This is a genomic window from Myxococcus stipitatus DSM 14675 (assembly GCF_000331735.1).
GTDB classification, from domain to species: Bacteria; Myxococcota; Myxococcia; order Myxococcales; family Myxococcaceae; genus Myxococcus; species Myxococcus stipitatus.
In genome coordinates, this window is the sequence record NC_020126.1 from 10248523 (window position 1) to 10265451 (window position 16929).

Here is a 16929-nt window from a genome sequence, read left to right on the forward strand (position 1 = left end):
CTCCCCTGAAGGATGCGCAATTCCCCCAAGACCCGCCCCTGTCAGTCCTTGCCCTCGCGCCCGGGAGGGGAGGCCCCGGCGTGGGCCGCCCTCTTCGTCACATTGTCGATGTTTCACGAGCGACGCGAGCCACCCCACCCAGGGCCCGCCATCCCTCTCATCCAGCGGGGGACGTCAAGACAGGCGCGCAACGCCTGCCATGCCCGAATCCACTGCTCAAGGGGAGGGTTTGGGGCCTCTCACCCCGGGCGGCATCAGCTCCGTACGCACATCCCACAACTCCGGGAAGAATCGCAAATCCAACGCCTTGCGGAGGAAACCCACACCGGAGGAGCCGCCGGTGCCCTGCTTGAAGCCGATGATGCGCATCACCGTCATCATGTGGCGGTAGCGCCAGAGCTGGAAGCGCTCCTCGGTATCCACCAGCTTCTCGCACATCTCATAGGCATCCCAGTGCGCGTCGATGTCCTCGTAGATGCGCCGGAAGACCTCCACCACCGCGGGGCTCTTCTCGTAGGGCTTGCGCCAGTCCCGCCGGGCGTGGTCCTCGGGAACGGCATGCCCCTTCCGCGCCAGGTAGCGGAGGAACTCGTCATACAGGCTGGGGGACTGGAGCAGCCGCTCCAGCTCGCCATGGACCTCCGGCTGGTGGCGGAAGGGACCCAGGGCATTCACGTCCTTGTTGCCCAACAGGAACTCCAGCGCCCGGTACTGCCAGCTCTGGAAGCCAGACGCCGGCCCCAGCGCGTCCCGGAACTCCAGGTACTCATTGGGCGTGAGCGTCTCCAGGACACTCCACTGCTCGAAGAGCATCCGCTGGATGTGGGCCACCCGCGCGAAAATCTTGAAAGAGGGCTCCAGCCGGTCCGCCTGGACATAGCGGATACACGCGCTCAGCTCGTGGATGAGAAGCTTCATCCACAGCTCGCTCGTCTGATGCTGGATGATGAAGAGCAGCTCGTCGTGGTGCGGGGGCTGCGAGCGCGGAACCTGCGCCGTCAACAGCCGGTCGAGCTGTAGGTATTCACCGTACGTGGTCCGTCCGGCCAGGTCGGTGATGATTCCAGGCTCCAAATCTCGAGTCTTCATGGGCCCGGGCATTCATGCCCCTGCAAGCCCCCGCGGGCAAGACTTCCCGTACGGGCTTTCTCCCGAACCCTCTCCAGACAACGGAGGGCAGGTTGACGGAAGTCGCGGTCACTCTCTGCCCGGGCCGGGGCAGCGTGCCGCTGATTAACCGTTCGCGGCTTGCGCTGCTGCTGCCAGAGCCTTCGACGCGGCGCGGCCACGCGGAAGCTTGATGTCATCCACGCTGTCGGCCGGCGCGTAGTCAACCCACGCGGACGGACGGCGGTTGGTCTTCTCCAGCATCCGCAGCTTCTGGTAGTGCGCGGCGCAGTAGCCCTTGGTCCGGCTGGGCTTGCCGCAGCCGATGATGGCGCACACGCGCGAGCCATCCGCGCTGGCCACCGCGGGCTTGCGACCCCGGCGCTTGCCACCCACCGGAGCGGCCACCGGGGCGCTCATCGCGCCACGCGCCGCCGCGGGGGGACGGCCCACCGCCTTGCGGCCGGCCTTCGCCGCCGGAGCCTGGGCGCCGAACAGGGGCCCCACGACCTCGGCCAGCGGCGCCAGTCGCTCCGCCACGTTGCGCAGCGCATCCAGGTCCGCCGTGCCGGACTCCAGGCGGGAGACCACGTCACGCAGCGGCTTGAGCTGGACTTCGATTTCGTTACGGATCATGTCCCGAAACGCTTTATCCACGGACATTCGTTCAATCCTCGTCTTGGCTAGTCTGGGAGTTGAAGGACTAGATGGGGGAGTTGATTTGTGAAGCCGCTCATACCCATACCTGTCAATTTAGGATTTGTCTAAAGGAAGCGATAAAAGATGTGTAAAAGGTGTGACTGGCGGACGTATCACCCCCCCGCCGTCCCAGGTCGGGTCGCATTCCAGTGAGACGGGAACGGCGCTCAGCCGTCCCGCCAGCGGTCATCCGCCCTGGGGCCCGCCCCGAATCAATGCCCTGCATGGCCGCGAGCACGCAGTGCATTGCGCGCCCGGGTCAGCTCCAGGCTCAACACCTGCTGCTCCTGCGGGTCCAGCACCGTGGTGAGCCTGGGCAGCAATGCCCTCTCCTCTTCTTGGAAATGCGCGACCCACAGGTCCTCGAGCGCCAGGACACGGGCCAGCCAATCCGCGCTCCCCGGCGTCAGCTCCTCCAACTCATCCATGAGCTCACGCATGGCCAGTGACTCCTCGGCCAGCCGGCGCGCCCGGTGGCGCCCCTCCACCCGGGCCACCCACGGCTGAAGACACCGCTCCTCCAGCCACATGTGCTGTCGCAGCAACGCCAACAGCTCCCGCTGGGCACTGAGAGGCTCTGGCTCGGCACTGGAGACAAGCCGCGCGAAGCGCTCCTCCAGCGCATGGTGCTCCTCGACGAGGATGTCGAACGGGCCTCCCATGCCCTCAACCATCCGCACGGTACCGGAGGCAGACAACCGGAGGCGCCCTTCATTCGCACATTATTAAAACTCAAACAATCGGGTGAGCAGTCGTTCAGCGGGGTGAAACAACGGCGGGAGGCTGCCGCACCCGAGGCGGCCGTGCCCATGGGAGAGGACGCGAAGCGTTGCCTACTCAAAGCAACCTCCCACGGTGGGCCCGTCGCGCCCCCCCGAGGACGGTGCGTGCTATTGGCGAGCCCGGAGGAGTGGAGGCGGGGGCCTGTCTGGCCGCTCCGCCGGGCAGGCGACAGGCGCGGCCCGCACAGGCTCACAGGCTCACAGGCTCACAGGCTCGGTGGCTCGCAGGCTCGGTGGCTCACGGGCCACGAGAGGGCGGCCCCGGTGGCGGGGACTCCCCGGGGTGGCAAGGATTGAGGGAGCTCGCCCTTTGCCTGGGAGTCCCAGGAATGAGAGACGTCGCCGCCCGCTGGGCCCGTAGCACCCTGTTGTTCTTGTCGCGACAGCGCTGGCTGAAGGACCGGGCGACACGGGTGAGGCGTCTTCGGCGGCTCTCCCGCCGCTTCGTCGCCGGGGAGACTCGGGAGGAAGCCCTGGCGGCGGTGAAGCGGCTCAACGCGCGGGGCCTGTGGGTGTCTTTCGACCACCTCAACGAGACGGTGCGCGACGCGGAGGAGACACGGGAGGAGGTGCGCGAGTACCTGGGGCTGCTGGCGGACATCGACGCGGCGGGCGCGCGGGCCAACGTGTCGCTCAAGCTCACCCAATGCGGGCTCCTCGTGGACCGGGCGCTGGCCGTGGAGAACGCGCGCGCGGTGGTGGCGGAGGCCCGGGCGCGAGGCTCCTTCGTGCGCGTGGACATGGAGCACGGCGCCGTCACCCAGGCGACGCTGGACATCGTGCGCCAGCTCCACGCCGAGTTCGGTGAGTCACACGTGGGCGCGGTGCTGCAGAGCTGCCTGCGGCGCACGGAGGCGGATGCCCGGGCGCTGTGCGCGGAGCGGGTGCGCATCCGTCTCTGCAAGGGCGCCTACCTGGAGGGCCCGGACATCGCCTTCCCAGACAAGCGAGACGTGGACGCCTGCTTCGTGCGCTGCATGCGGGTGCTGCTCGACAGCGGCGTGTATCACGGCATCGCCACGCACGATGAGCGGATGCTCGAGGCCACGCTGGAGCACGCGGAGCGAAGACACCTCCCGCGCGACGCGTTCGAGCTCCAGATGCTCCATGGCATCCGGGAGGACCTTCAACAGCAACTGGTGGACCAGGGTTACCGGGTACGCATCTACGTGCCCTACGGGCGCCACTGGTATCCCTATCTCATGCGCCGCATAGCGGAGCGACCCGCGAACCTCGCGTTCGTCCTGCGCCACCTCGCCCGAGGCCGCGCGCGCCGGAGGGAATGACAGACGACTCCCTCGCGTGGAAGGAGGAGACTCCCGTCCACGCGAGGGAAGCGGTGAAGCCTAGAAGTAGCCGCCGATGGTGGTGGCGACGCCGAAGGTGACCTCGACCTCGTCACCCAGGCCCAGGGCCAGCCGAGGACCGGCGCCCAGGAAGAAGTGCGGCGTGACGTGGTACAGGAAGGGCGCGTAGCCCTCCAGGATGACGGTGGACGCGGCGAGCGTGCCCTCGGGGATGGTCCCCAGGAGGTCGTCACCCACGTTCAGGGTGACCACACCCTTGGGCCACACGGAGATCTTGTCCGTGAGGGAGATGTTGTAGCCCACCCGAGCGCTGATGCCGAAAGCCGCCGCGGTGTCTCCCTCGGGGAACACCACGCGCAGCCGGATGCCGCTGCCGATGGAGAGGTTCTCCTTCAGGAAGTAGTCGACGCTCGGCTCGATGGAGAAATACCCATAACCGGCGCCCTCGGTGGTGTAGCCCAGGCTGCCCGACGCATCCGAGCTGACGACAATCTGCCCGGCGTTGCCGAAGCTTCCGCCGCCACCACCACCAGCGCCACCCTCCGACTGCGCACTCGCGCTCGTCGCGACCATCACCCCGGCCGCCACGGCCATCCACTGATGTGTCTTCATGAAGCGTCCCTCCGTTGCCATTGCCCGTGGTCAGTCCCGGGCTTGCGGCGGACTCTTCTAGTCAAACAACGCTGGCGCGCATCCTTTTTTCGTCCTGCATGCGTCATCTACCGCCGCAGCACAACTTGAGAATCCGCTCGAAACATCAGGACCTGGTTGGGACTCCCAGGAAGACAGACCCGAAAAAGGCTGTCCTCACGCGGAGTTCCCTCGCCTCGAGCGCCACGTGAGACATGGCATGAGACACACGCCCGCGTGGAGGCGGATGTGGGCCTTCACGGACGGGAAGGTCGGCCGGGTGGAGGAGTCGAAAGGTCCCGGCCGGCCCTCCCATTCACGAAGTCCCGTGCCCCTGACGGCCTTGTCCGCCAGGGCACCGCGCACGGCACGAGGACCTCGGATAGCAAGCAGCACGCCACAGGGCGTGGCGCTGGGAATCCAATCACTTGTCACGGGCAGTGGCCGCGCGCCCCCGCCTGGGGTGGACGGAGGCGGGACCGGGTCGTCCCGGAAGCGGACAACGGACAGCGGGACTCCGGCCTCGACTCAGTCGTCCCAGGACAGCGTGTATTCGCTGTCGAGCAGCGACGTCTGGCGACCCTGGACCTGGATGTCCTGGGCGCCCACGGCCTGGAGGGCGCCTTCGAGCATGCCTTCGTTGTAGGCGACGGGCGTGAAGATGCGGCGCATGTGGATGAGGCCCGCGCGCGAGGCGGTCCACTCCACCTGGAGCTCCCCGAAGTCGATGGCCATGCGGTAGGCCTCCGGGAGCATGTTCACCAGTTGCTTGGGGTCTCCGCCCACCTGCTGACGGACCTCGGCGCCGAACATGGAGCGCACGAAGGCCAGCGTCCCCTGCACGCCAATCTGGCGCATGGCCTCCTCCGCGCCGCCCAGCTGCGGGGCGAGCAGGTGCGTGGCGGCGAAGAACAGACGCAGGAAAGGGGGAACGGGATACAGCTCGGTGAGGTCCAGGTCCGCGGGAAAGTCCCCCGCGTCCACGATGTGTTTCACCGCCTGCTCACCGCCGAGGAACCTCACGGTGTCGAGCACCGCGGCGAAGTGCATGCCGCGGATGTGCTCGGTGGGCTGCACGAGCGCCAGTCGCGACTCCAGCTCACGCTGCACCGCTTCCGGCGTGTTCCACGTACCGCGTTCCATGAGCCGACCTCCGCCGTGAAAAATCGCGCGGAATGCTCGCACAGCTTGGTGTCACACGCGAACTCCTGGAGCACTCGCGATTCCCTGGCACGTCCCGTCCAGGCGCGCCCCCCCGATGTGACACGTCGGGTGAAACGGCGCTCCGCTACGCGCCGTCGGCTTCCTTGCGCAGCTTCGCGTCGAGCAGGAAGTTGCCGAAGGGCACCAGCGACGCGCCGAACGCCACCGCCACGCGCGAGAACGACCAGCGCAGCGCGATGGCCACCTCCATCAGCGCGAACAGGTAGAGCACGAACAACAGCCCGTGCGTCATGCCCGTGAAGCGCACCGCCAGCGGCATGTCCGCCGCGTACTTCAGCGGCATGGCGATGAAGAGCAACACGACGAACGACAGGCCCTCCAGCAAGGCCACCGCGCGGAATCGTCCAAGAGGGGTCTTCAACATGCCTCCTCTCTCCCACCCTCCGCCCCTGGCGTCCATGCGACAGGCTGACGCACCCCGCCTTCCCGCCTGCACGCCCGCCCTTCTTCCCGTGTCACTCGCCCCTCTAGAATGAGTCCGGTGAAGTCCGGAAGGCTCGTGCTCTCGTCTCGAGGGGGACAACATGCCAGGCAATGACAAGCTGGAATCCAGCATCCGAATGGCGCGCGCGGACCGCAAGGGGGTGAGGCTGGTGATGGAGCGGCCCCACGGGGTCCTCAACACGGTGGCGATGCGGCTGGTGGTGAGCGGGAAGATGCAGGGGCAGGAGCGGCGGCAGCTGCACTCGGACGTCTTCACGGGCAACAGCGTGCTGGCGCTGCCGGATGACTTCCTCCCCTCCGCGGCCCAGGGCTGGGTGCGCGTGGTGTTCTCCGTGGCCGACCCGACGGGCGGCGGCGCGCGGTTCCTCCAGCGCGTCTCCCTCGTCTTCGAGAAGGGGCACCAGGAGGTCCTCTGGGATGACTTCTCGCTCCAGAAGGGCGCCGTGGCGGACTTCATCACCCTCACCTGGACGGTGGTGGAATGAAGCGCCTCTTCGCGCTGCTGCTCGCGCTCGCCCCGGCGGCCCGCGCCCAGGACTCGGGCACCGTGCCGCTCGACTTCCCCAGCATCGCGCGAGGGGGCTCGGAGACCGCCGCGGGGCTGGACATCGCCACGGCGGGAGAGGTCGTCCACCCCGCCAACCCCACGGCGCTGGTGGCCAGCCTGCGGGGCGTGGGCGCGGTGCTCGACGGCGCCCAGGTGTCGTTCGCCCTCCAGTTCAATCCCTACCTCCTCACCCAGGGCTTCGAGCGGCTCTACCCGGAGGCCGTCGCCGCGCGCCAGGCGTCCACCGTCACGCGGCTGCTCCAGGACACCGCCGTCACCCTGGCCATCGGCCAGGACACGCCCTTCCAGGACTTCATCCCGCCCAAGGGCCGCTTCGCCACCGTCATGGCCGGCGTGTCCGTGGACGTGCTCGGCGAGCGCGGCATCTACGGCGCCCGCTACAACACCTGCATCCAGCAGGTGCTCGCGGACCTGAGCCTCTACGAGTTCCCCGACCCGCCCCTGCCCGGCGACTTCGAGGACAGCGCCTCCTTCCAGAAGGCCCAGGCCGAGCACCGCGTCGCCATGGAGGCCGCGAGACAGGCGGGCATCGCGCGCATCACCCAGCGGCTCTCCGGCTGCACGCGCGAGTCACGCGAGTCGTCCAGCGCCCTCTTCCTCTCGGCGGGAGGACGCTGGGTGACGCCGGGGCTCAAGTCACAGGAGGGTGATGGCGTCGCGATTCAGCGCGGCTTCGGCGCGGCCACGCTGGACCTCTTGAGCAGCGCGGACTCCCACCTGGAGCTCGCCCTGCAAGTGCGGCTGCTCCAGGAGCGTCAGCGTCCGGAGCTCGCGATGGACAAGTGGATGGACGTGGGCCTGTCGTTCGGCGTCGCCTCGCGGCGCTTCCAGCTCAAGCTGGAGGCGAACCAGTCCCTGCTGAAGCTGGGCGGGACGGAATCCCGGCGCGCGAGCCTCATCGCCCACACGCGCGTCGTCATCGCCGAGCGCTTCACCGTGGGCCTGGGCGTCCAGGGCCAGGGCCAGGACATGTCCGATGCGCTGGGACAGCTCCGCCCCAGCCTCGTGCTCGACCTGGCCGAGCTGCCTTCGTTGCTCCAGCCCGTGTCCGCGCCTCGCGGCTGAAGCACCTCCCCGTCTCTGTCTCGCGGAGTCACCGTCCGCGAGGCAGGCGGCCCCCCTGCGCCGCCAGGTCCTCCGGCGTGTTCACATTCACCAGCGAGCGCAGGGACGGGTCCACGGCGCGCAGCGCGGACTCGGGCAGCACCCGCGCGCGGAACCGGGACAACAGCTGACGCAGCGAAGGGTCCTCCGACAGCGTCGCGAGCCAGACCTGCGCCAGCTCGGAGCGATACACGGCCAACAGCGGCTCCACGCGTCCGGAGGACTCGAAGCACACCGCGTCCACGTCGTCTCCGCGCGCCTCCAACAACACGCGCAATGCCTCCCACGTGATGAAGGGCATGTCACACGCCACCGCCACCACCCACGGCGTGCGGGACGCGGACAGCGCCGCGTGCACTCCGCCCGGCGCCCCCTTGTCGCGCACCGTGTCCGCCACCGTCCGCAGCCCATACAGCGCATAGGGCGCGGGGGTATTGGCCACCAGCACCACGTCGCCAAAGCGTGGCGCCAGCGTGAGCTGCCTCGAGAGCACCGTGCGGCCCTCGACTTCCAGGAGGCCCTTGGGCACTCCAGACAGACGCCGGCCCCGCCCTCCCGCGATGATGGCGAACGTCACGTCTGGGTATGTCACCTCGAGGCTGTCACCCGTGTGTTCCATGGCTCGCGTCTCACCCGGCAGGATGCCACGGCCACACGCGCGAGGGAGCCCACGCCACGCAAGCCCCCCGCGTTGACGCGCCGAGTCCATGGCCGGACACCCAGCGGACAAGCGGCGCGAGGCGGCGGGTGGACAATGGCCAGGGCTCGCGGCGTAGTCTGCGCGCGCCGATGCCTCTCTTGTCCCTGTCCGCCGCCCGGCTGGCCTCGCTCGAAGCCGTTGCTCCCGCGGCGTCAGGGAGGGTGCCCCTGCTCGACGCCCATGGCCGCTTCCTGGCCGAGGAGGTCCGCGCCTCGCGCACCCTGCCCGGTTGCGACAACTCCGCGATGGATGGCTGGGCCGTGCGGGCGGAGGAGACTCGGGGCGCGAACCGGGACCAGCCCGCGCGCCTGCGGGTCATCGAGACCGTCTACGCCGGAGCCCTGCCCACCCGAGCGCTCCAGCCCGGCGACGCGACGCGCCTCTTCACGGGCGCCCCCATCCCCCAGGGCGCGGATGCCGTCGTGCGACAAGAGGCCGCGCGCGCCACGCCGGAGGGCCAGGCCGTGGACATCTTCATCCAGGTGCGGCCCGGCCACGACATCCGCCGGCGGGGAGAGGAGGTCCTCGCGGGCGCGCCCCTGGTCGCCGCGGGACAGCACGTGAGCGCCGCGGTGCTGGGCGTGCTCGCGTCGCAGGGCGTGACACACGTCCACGTGAGGCCCGCACCGCGCGTGGCGGTGCTGGCCACGGGTGACGAGCTCGTGCGGCCGGGCGAGCCCGCGCTTCCGCATCAGGTCTACGAAAGCAACCTGGTGTTGGTAGCGGCCCTCGCGCGCGAGGCGGGCGCCGACGTGCGCCACCTGTCTCGCGCCCGCGACGACGAGCAAGCCCTGCGTGAGGCCATCACCCGCGCCGCGCCCGAGGTGGACGTGCTCATCACCACGGGCGGCGCATCGGTGGGTGACAAGGACCACGTCAAGCGGGTGCTCACCTCGCTGGGCGCACACTTCCTCGTCGATGGCGTGGCCCTCAAGCCCGGCAAGCCCGTGGCCGTGGCACGCCTGGGCCGCACCGCGGTCGTCGTGCTGCCCGGCAACCCGGGCGCCGCCACCGTCGCGTTCGACCAGCTCGCCCGCCCGCTGCTGCTCAAGCTCCAGGGCGTGCTCGAGGCGCGCCGCCGCGTCCACGCCCGCTTGTCCGAAGCACGACACAAACAAGCCGGGCTCGCCTACCTCATCACCGCGACGCTGGAGCACGACGGCCCCACCGCGCCTCGCGCCGTGCTGCGCCCCCAGGGGGCCGGACAGCTGCTGCAGAACCTCCACGCGGACGGCTGGGTCATCCTCCCGCCGGGTCGCGCCGACTACAGCGAGGGCGAGCTCGTCGAGCTGGAGCTGTTCGACCGGCCCCGCCTCCAAGCGGTGGACGCGGCACCGGCGGGCCTCGAGCCATGAGCAGCCAGGTGCCCGCCATCAGCATCATCGGCTGGTCCGGTGCGGGGAAGACCCTGCTCGTCGAGCGCCTGATTGCCGAGCTCACCGCGCGCGGCCTGCGTGTCGCCGCCGTGAAGCACTCCTCCGACGACCACCCACTGCACCGCTCCGGCAGCGACACCGCCCGCTTCCAGGCCACCGGCGCCGCCCTCATTGGCTTCGCCACCCCCTCGGGTGTCCAGCTCACCACCAGCACGCGCCCCGCCGAGGCACTCCCGGAGCTGCTCACCCGCCTCGCCGGCGCGTGGGATGTCGCGCTGGTGGAAGGCTGGAAGGACGGCCCGCTCCCCAAGCTGGAGGTGTGGCGCCAGGGCCTGGGCCCACCCCTGGCCGAGTCCCGGCCCAGCGTCTTCGCCCTCGTGACGGACGCGCCCTCCCCGCCCGCCTCCGCCGCGCGAATCCTGCCGCCCCAGGACACCCACGCCATCGCGGACGCCATCCTCCAGCACCTGCGCCCGCCCCGGCGCGCGCCGCTGCCTCCCGCCGATGCGCGCGGCCTCGCGTCGCGCCCGGTGCAACGTTGGAATGGCGACACCCTCCTCGCACTCGAGGACGACACGCTCGCCGTCGAGGAACCGCTCGAGCTGCGCGTCAACGGCGAGACACTGGCCACGACCATGAGGACCCCCGGGTACGACCGCGAATTGGCCGTCGGGTTCCTCCTCGCGGAGGGGTTGATCCGGGGTGTAGATGACCTCGCCACCTTGGCGCATTGTGGCCGTCCCGGAGAGGAAGGCTGGGGAAATACACTCGAAGTCACACCTGCCCCAGGTGTCATCATTGACCCCGAGTCTCAGCGGGCCACACGCCGGGGAAGCCTCACCACGTCCGCATGCGGAGTGTGTGGGCGGCGAAGCGTGGAGGACCTGCTCGCGGCCTGCACGCCGCTGCCTCCCGGCCCCGTGCTGCCCCCCACCGCGGTGGCGCGCGCCACGGAGCGCCTGCGCGAGGTGCAGCGGAACTTCGCTCGGACAGGGGGAGTCCATGCCGCCCTCGCGCTCGACGCCCAGGGGCAGTTGCTGGCCGGTTACGAGGACGTGGGCCGCCACAACGCCGTCGACAAGGTGGTGGGCTCCCTGCTGCTCTCCAGCGCCCTCCGAGAGAGCCCCTCGCCTGAGGGCGCCCTGACACGTCAGCCCGCGATTCTCGCCGTCAGCGGACGTGTCAGCTTCGAAATCGTCCAGAAGGCCGTCATGGCCAGAATCCCAGTCATCGCGGGGGTTTCCGCCGCCACGACGCTGGCCATCGACCTGGCGCTGCGTTCCGGCGTGACGCTGGCCACGTTCGTCCGGAACGGCCGATTCAACATCCACACCCACCCCGAACGCCTCGGTTCGCGCTAACCACGCGAAACTCCACCCGGACTCTCGATGGCGTCCCACAGTCCCGTACTGCGCGTGACACTCGCGTCAGACCGGCATCATAGATGCATTCTGTCGGGACTGAGTTGCGACATCCCGGAAAGTCCGGATGTCCAGCCAGATGTTCGCTGGAACCCGATGAGATGGGACGAGAGTCGGATGATCCAAAGATTTCACACCATGTCACGTCTTAGTCGCCGTGCCGGGGCTTGCTACGCACCGCACAAACATGGCAGAAAGCAGTTCTTTCCGACTTGAAGTTTTTCAGCCTCAACGGCAGCCTCTATCACCACAACTGCACATCTCAGTGGGCAGGTAGAGGGGGGTGGACACGATGAGCAGCGCAAGTACTGGTGCGGCGGTCGGGAGTCCTGGGTCGGCATCCGCTCAGGCAAACGCGACGGACTCCTCGGTGGAGGAGCAGGTTCCTGGCCCCAAGCTGGCGCCGGGATTCGCCGCGAAGCTGAACCTCACGGTGGACCTGGCGCTCATGTCGGTGGTGTTGACGGCCTCCGCATGGCTGGACGGTCTGTTGTTCGCGGAGCCCGGCTGGCTGTTGCCGGCGCTCATCCTCACGTCGCTGGTCGTGTGGATCATCACGGGCACGGCGCTGTGCCTCTACGACTCGCGCTTCGCGGAGCGCAGCAAGCTGGACCACGTGGCGCTGGTGTCGGTGACGACGCTGGCGGTGGTGACGGTGCTGGCGGTGGTGAACCTGGCGCTGCCGGAGACGCTGAAGGTTCCGGGCCTGGTGCCGCTGCTGGTGCTCTTCTGGCCGGTGGCGCTGCTCTTGCGCCTGTTCGTCTTCCGACAGGTGGCCTCGCAGGAGCGCCCCACCAACTCCGTGCTCATCGTCGGCACGGGGGCGTTCGGCCGCTACTCCGGCGAGGACCTGGCGCGCCGCGGTCGCAGCGAGCTGCTGGGCTACATCCGCTTCAACGACGACACGGGCTCCATCGGCGAACTGCCCGCCAAGGTGCTGGGCACGGTGGATGACCTGGAGCACATCCTGCGCAACACCGCGGTGGACGAGGTCTACATCGCCGGCAACACGCTCAAGCAGGGCGAGGCCATGCAGGCGTCCATCAAGCTGGCGGAGCGCTTCGGCGTGCCGTTCGCGCTGCCGGCGCACACCTTCCGCCTGGACCGCGCGCGCCCCGTCAACGTGGCCGCGGTGGCGGACGGCTTCCTGCACTTCGCGGCGGTGAGCCCCAAGCCGCACCAGATGGCGATGAAGCGCCTGTTCGACATCTGCGTGTCCGCAGTGGCGCTGTGGATGCTGCTGCCGCTGCTCGCCTTCGTCGCGCTGGCGGTGAAGCTCACGTCGAAGGGGCCCATCTTCTTCAAGCAGTACCGCGTCGGGCAGAACGGCAAGCCGTTCTACATGCTCAAGTACCGCTCCATGGTGGTGAACGCGGAGGAGCTGAAGGAGAAGCTGGCCGCGCTCAACGAGCAGTCCGGCCCCGTCTTCAAGATGAAGAACGACCCGCGCATCACCGCCATCGGCCGCTTCATCCGCAAGTTCTCCATCGACGAGCTGCCCCAGTTCATCAACGTGCTGCGCGGAGAGATGAGCATCGTCGGGCCGCGCCCTCCTGTCCCCACGGAGGTCGCCAAGTACGAAACGTGGCAGCGGCGTCGCCTCTCGGTGCGGCCCGGCCTCACCTGCATCTGGCAGGTGTCCGGCCGCAATCAAATCTCCTTCGAGGAGTGGATGTACCTGGACATGCAGTACATCGACCACTGGACCCTCACCAGCGACCTGCGTCTCTTGCTCCAGACAGTGCCAGTGGTGATTACTGGGCGAGGCGCCAGCTAGGCTGTCCAGCATCCTGACTTCCTCGGGGGCGGCATTGACGTGCCGCCCCCGCTCGTCTTCTATGAACCCCGGGCTGTCCGGCCGACGCCCGGGGGACCCGCTCCACCGTGAATACCCACAGCGAATCCACTCAGCAAAATGCCCAGGAGCATGAGCGCTCCCAGGAGGCGATGGGGGCCGTCCGCAACGGCCTGCAGCTCGGAGGCTCGCTGCTCGTGACGTATGCGATTGCCTTCGGCATCCGTCCCCTGCTCACGCACTACCTGTCACCGGAGGACTTCGGCCGCTTCAACTGGGCGGACAGCTTCTCCGCCATCTTCTTCATCGCCACCAACCTCGGCCTGGAGATGTACATCCGCAAGGAGGTGTCGCGCCGGCCCGAGCACGCCAGCGACTTCTTCGGCACCTCCCTGCTCGTCCGGCTGGGCCTCACCGTCGTGTTGATGGGCGCGCTGACGCTCGTCATGTCCTACCGGGGTGACTCCCCGGAGATGCGCGCGCTGGTGCTCGTGTTCGGCCTGGCGCAGCTGCTCATCATGCTCAACGCCTCCATGGCGGCCTTGCTGCACGCCAAGGGCAAGGTGGCGGGGCTGTCCATCTCCAACGTCGTCACCAAGGTGGTGTGGGGCGGAGGCCTGCTCGCCGTCGGGGTGCTGCGGCTTCCCCTGCCGTGGCTGGCGGTGCCCGTCGTCGCGTCGGAGGCCATCAAGTTCGTGGTGAGCTGGCAGCTGGCGCGTCAGCACATCGGACTGGTGTTCCGCGTGGACCTGGGCGCCATGTGGAAGGTGCTCAAGGCGGGCCTGCCCTACTTCCTCACCGCCGCGGCGCTCGCCACCAACGGGCGCCTGGACATCATGATTCTGGGGATGCTGGGCAGCCACGAAGAGGTGGGCTGGTACAGCGCCGCGTGGAGCATCTCCAACATCACCTTCGCGCTGAACCCCGTGATGGGCTGGGTGCTGCTGCCGCTGATGTCCCGCGCGGCCGCTCGCTCCGAGGAGGAGGTCAGCGTCATCGCCCGCCGGGCGCTGGAGGGCACGCTCGCCGTCACCGTCCCCATGATGATGCTCATCGTGATGGGCGCGCCGCTGTGGATTGGCCTGCTCGGCCGCGACTACTCGCTCGCCGTCAACCTGCTCAGGCTCCAGTCCCCGCTCTTCGTCCTGGCGTTCGTGACGATGACGTGTGGCTCGTGGCTCACCATGACGAACCGCGAGTGGTGGGTGACGGGCACCAGCATCTTCGGCAGCCTGCTGCTCAACCCGCTGCTCAACCTGCTCCTCGTGCCGCGCATGTATGCCGCGTACGGCGATGGCGGCGGCGCCGCGGGCACCGCGCTGTCCATGCTCCTGATGGAGGTGGCCATCACCATCATCATGCTCAGCCGCATGGGCAGCGCCGCGGTGGACCGGCGGCTCCTGGTCATGATTGCCAAGACGGCCGTCGTCTGCGTGGGTGTCGTCGCCATGGACCGCACGGTGCTCGCCCCGCTGGAGGATTGGCCCAGGATCGCCGTGGAGGCGATGTTGTATGTCATGGGGGTGCTCACGCTGGGCGCGGTGCGGCCCGGTGAAGTCCTCGCGGTGGTGAAGCTCGCGCGCCGCCGTGGCAACCCCGAACCGGAGCCGGCGCCCATCGCCGTGGCTCCCACGCCCTGAAGGAGACCCGCGCCCCATGCCGTCCTCGCTCCGCGTCCGACACCTCGAGCCGCGCCTCGCCGCGCGAGGGCTCGCGTGCGCCGCGCTCCTGCTCGTCGCCTCCGCGTGTGGCGGGTTGGGCAAGTACACCTGGGTGGATGAGTACCAGGAGAAGCCCCCCCCGCTGGACTCCAGCTACCGCATCGCCTCCGGCGACCTGCTGAACATCCGCGTGTGGAACCAGGAGTCGCTCACCACGCAGGCGCGCGTGCGAGACGACGGGCGCATCAGCCTGCTCTTCCTGGACGACGTGGAGGCCGCGGGCCACAGCCCGGCCATGCTGTCGCAGCAAATCCAGACGCGGCTGAAGGACTACATCAACCACCCCGTCGTCACCGTCGCGCTGGAGATGGCGCGCCCCATCAAGGTGACGATGATGGGCGAGGTCAACCGCATCGGCCCGCTGGAAATCGACGTGGGCGCAAGCCTGCTGCAAGCGCTGGCGGGCGCGGGGGGCTTCACCGAATACGCGCACGACGACCGCATCTTCATCATGCGGCAGGAGGACGGACAGGCGCCGCTGCGCATCCGCTTCCGCTACAAGGACCTCATCCACGCCGAGGGGCGCGCGTCCACGTTCCGCCTGCGCCCCGGCGACGTGGTGGTGGTGGAGTAGCCCGTGCTGGGGTCCGCGCTCACCGCGTTGTGGCTGGAGCTCTCCGCCTCCGCCATCACCTACTCCGCCTCCGTGCGGGTGGACTCGCGCGTGCGCTCCAACGAGGACCCCGCCCAGGACGCGCCCTCCATCGCCGGCGACACGGACTTCACGCCCATCCTCGGCCTGGAGCGCACCCAGGGGAACACCACCCTGGAGCTCAACTACGCGCCGCGCATCAGCCTGCGCGAAGTCACCGCGGAGCCCCGCACGGAAGTGCAGCACGTGGGCCGCTTCGCCGCGCGCTGGCGCCCCGAGCGCGGCCTGTCCTTCCGCCTGAGCGAGGAGCTGGTGCTGGGCAGCGTCAACCTGCTCACCATGGACTCGCTGCCGGTGCTCCAGCCGGACCCGGATGACCCGGACGGCCCGCTGCGCCCGCCCCCCGGCGGCGGCCCGCTCCAGCCCCTCCCCGAGGGGGACACCGTCTACTTCCTCTCCTCGGCCACCTCCCTCACCGGCGAGACGAGCCGACTGGGGCGGCGCTGGCAGCTCTCCGGCACCGCGGGCTTCTCCGTCAGCGGCGGCCTGGATGGCCCCGCGCGCGAGGCCGTGCCCATGCAGTACGGCCCCCGCATGGACGTGTCGCTGAGCCACGCGCTGTCGGAGCTCAGCGCCCTCACCACCTCCGCCTCCACCACCCACGCGCGCTTCTCCACTGGCGCGAGGAACACCGTGGTGACGCTCACCGAGAGCTGGACGGGCCGCATGTCCCGGCGCACCTCGTTGGAGGCCGGCGCGGGCGCGAGCATCGTCCACTCCATCGAAGCAACAGGCGGAGTCGCGCCAGACCCGGAGCCGGGGACACCCGCGGGCACGCCCCGCACGGAGCTGTTGCCCAACCTCACGCTCGCGGTGGGTCACCGCATCCCCTCGCGCACGGCGGACTTCGACGGCCGCCTGGGCCTGCGCGTGTCGCCCTTCACCGACCGGCTGACGGCGCGCGTCTACCCTCGGGCGGACGTCACGGCGACGGGGACGTGGGTGCTGAGCCCTCGGGTGCGCATGTCCGCCACGGCGGGCACGGCCTTCGCGGTGGGCGGGGCCACGGGTGACAGGCTGGTATCGGGCGGGTTGACGGCATCCTGGATTCTCAACAGTTGGATGTCGGTGGATGCCGACACGCGAGGCACCTGGAGCCGCTCGCCCGAGCTGCCAGCGGCCCGCTTCCAGTGGGCGGCGGCGTTGGGCCTGTCCTTGCGGCAAACTGGTATCCTCTGAGCGAAGCAAAAGCCCATGGCGAAGCTCATCCTGATGTCCGTCCTCATCCTCACGGTGGCCCTTCCCGCGAAAGCGGCCAGGGACCCCCACCCCATGCGAGGACTGAAGAAAGCCATCTTGTGGGTGATCTTCTTCAACGCGGCATACACCTACGGCGTCATCGTCTGGGTGCCACGGCTCGGCTTCCACTGAGCGTGTCTGAGAAGAAAGGCTGACGACG

17 protein-coding genes are annotated in these 16929 nt (G+C 69.1%); 10 read left to right on the top strand and 7 right to left on the bottom strand.

Translation table 11 applies throughout. The features are described 5' to 3' along the window. Positions 1-216: 216 nt before the first annotated feature. From MYSTI_RS39935 to MYSTI_RS39945, 3 genes are all read right to left on the bottom strand, one after another. The gene (locus MYSTI_RS39935; protein WP_015353574.1) at positions 217-1101 is read right to left on the bottom strand and encodes a tryptophan 2,3-dioxygenase; all 885 of its coding nucleotides are present in this window, start codon (positions 1099-1101) and stop codon (positions 217-219) included. A 132-nt stretch (positions 1102-1233) separates the two neighbouring features. Then, positions 1234-1770, bottom strand: coding sequence for a hypothetical protein (locus MYSTI_RS39940; protein ID WP_015353575.1), 537 nt, complete (start codon positions 1768-1770; stop codon positions 1234-1236). A gap of 248 nt (positions 1771-2018) precedes the next feature. Next, positions 2019-2468, bottom strand: coding sequence for a hemerythrin domain-containing protein (locus MYSTI_RS39945; RefSeq protein WP_144370243.1), 450 nt, complete (start codon positions 2466-2468; stop codon positions 2019-2021). Positions 2469-2917: 449 nt separating this feature from the next. Between MYSTI_RS39945 and MYSTI_RS39950 the strand changes: the two genes are divergently transcribed. Beyond that, positions 2918-3874 (top strand): proline dehydrogenase family protein, encoded by a 957-nt coding sequence (locus MYSTI_RS39950; protein ID WP_015353577.1) that lies wholly within the window; start codon positions 2918-2920, stop codon positions 3872-3874. A gap of 60 nt (positions 3875-3934) precedes the next feature. Here the strand turns inward: MYSTI_RS39950 and MYSTI_RS39955 are convergent, their stop codons facing one another. The 3 genes from MYSTI_RS39955 to MYSTI_RS39965 all read right to left on the bottom strand — a co-directional run bounded on the left by MYSTI_RS39955 (position 3935) and on the right by MYSTI_RS39965 (position 6113). Continuing rightward, positions 3935-4507 (bottom strand): hypothetical protein, encoded by a 573-nt coding sequence (locus MYSTI_RS39955; RefSeq protein WP_015353578.1) that lies wholly within the window; start codon positions 4505-4507, stop codon positions 3935-3937. A 546-nt stretch (positions 4508-5053) separates the two neighbouring features. Further along, the gene (locus MYSTI_RS39960) at positions 5054-5668 is read right to left on the bottom strand and encodes a TIGR02265 family protein (RefSeq protein WP_015353579.1); all 615 of its coding nucleotides are present in this window, start codon (positions 5666-5668) and stop codon (positions 5054-5056) included. Positions 5669-5813: 145 nt separating this feature from the next. Further along, entirely contained in the window at positions 5814-6113 is a 300-nt protein-coding gene (locus MYSTI_RS39965; protein ID WP_015353580.1) for a DUF3817 domain-containing protein, read from the bottom strand. A gap of 160 nt (positions 6114-6273) precedes the next feature. Here MYSTI_RS39965 and MYSTI_RS39970 point away from each other — a divergent pair, with 160 nt between their 5' ends. Then, the gene (locus MYSTI_RS39970; protein ID WP_015353581.1) at positions 6274-6678 is read left to right on the top strand and encodes a hypothetical protein; all 405 of its coding nucleotides are present in this window, start codon (positions 6274-6276) and stop codon (positions 6676-6678) included. Then, positions 6675-7826 carry a hypothetical protein gene (locus tag MYSTI_RS39975; RefSeq protein WP_015353582.1) on the top strand — a complete coding sequence of 384 codons (1152 nt, stop codon included), beginning with the start codon at positions 6675-6677 and terminating at the stop codon, positions 7824-7826. The genes MYSTI_RS39970 and MYSTI_RS39975 overlap by 4 nt, the downstream gene beginning before the upstream one ends. A gap of 28 nt (positions 7827-7854) precedes the next feature. Here MYSTI_RS39975 and mobA read toward each other — a convergent pair whose 3' ends face one another. Beyond that, positions 7855-8484: a molybdenum cofactor guanylyltransferase gene (mobA, locus tag MYSTI_RS39980; protein WP_015353583.1), complete on the bottom strand. Its 630-nt coding sequence runs from the start codon at positions 8482-8484 to the stop codon at positions 7855-7857. 170 nt (positions 8485-8654) lie between these two features. Here mobA and MYSTI_RS39985 point away from each other — a divergent pair, with 170 nt between their 5' ends. The 7 genes from MYSTI_RS39985 to MYSTI_RS44085 all read left to right on the top strand — a co-directional run bounded on the left by MYSTI_RS39985 (position 8655) and on the right by MYSTI_RS44085 (position 16901). Next, positions 8655-9920, top strand: coding sequence for a molybdopterin molybdotransferase MoeA (locus MYSTI_RS39985; protein ID WP_015353584.1), 1266 nt, complete (start codon positions 8655-8657; stop codon positions 9918-9920). Continuing rightward, on the top strand, positions 9917-11302 hold the full coding sequence (gene fdhD, locus MYSTI_RS45830; RefSeq protein ID WP_015353585.1) for a formate dehydrogenase accessory sulfurtransferase FdhD: 1386 nt from the start codon (positions 9917-9919) through the stop codon (positions 11300-11302). Before MYSTI_RS39985 ends, fdhD begins: the two co-directional genes overlap by 4 nt. A gap of 343 nt (positions 11303-11645) precedes the next feature. Further along, positions 11646-13139, top strand: a complete 1494-nt coding sequence (gene epsZ, locus MYSTI_RS39995; protein ID WP_015353586.1) for an exopolysaccharide biosynthesis polyisoprenyl-phosphate hexose-1-phosphate transferase EpsZ — start codon at positions 11646-11648, stop codon at positions 13137-13139. Between the two features lie 170 nt (positions 13140-13309). Further along, complete coding sequence (gene wzx / locus MYSTI_RS40000) at positions 13310-14797, top strand: exopolysaccharide biosynthesis flippase (RefSeq protein WP_233278111.1); 1488 nt, start codon at positions 13310-13312, stop codon at positions 14795-14797. A gap of 16 nt (positions 14798-14813) precedes the next feature. Then, the gene (gene epsY / locus MYSTI_RS40005) at positions 14814-15452 is read left to right on the top strand and encodes an exopolysaccharide export protein EpsY (protein WP_015353588.1); all 639 of its coding nucleotides are present in this window, start codon (positions 14814-14816) and stop codon (positions 15450-15452) included. A gap of 3 nt (positions 15453-15455) precedes the next feature. Further along, entirely contained in the window at positions 15456-16709 is a 1254-nt protein-coding gene (gene epsX, locus MYSTI_RS40010; RefSeq protein ID WP_015353589.1) for an exopolysaccharide export protein EpsX, read from the top strand. Between the two features lie 15 nt (positions 16710-16724). After that, the gene (locus MYSTI_RS44085; RefSeq protein ID WP_015353590.1) at positions 16725-16901 is read left to right on the top strand and encodes a hypothetical protein; all 177 of its coding nucleotides are present in this window, start codon (positions 16725-16727) and stop codon (positions 16899-16901) included. Positions 16902-16929 lie beyond the last annotated feature (28 nt).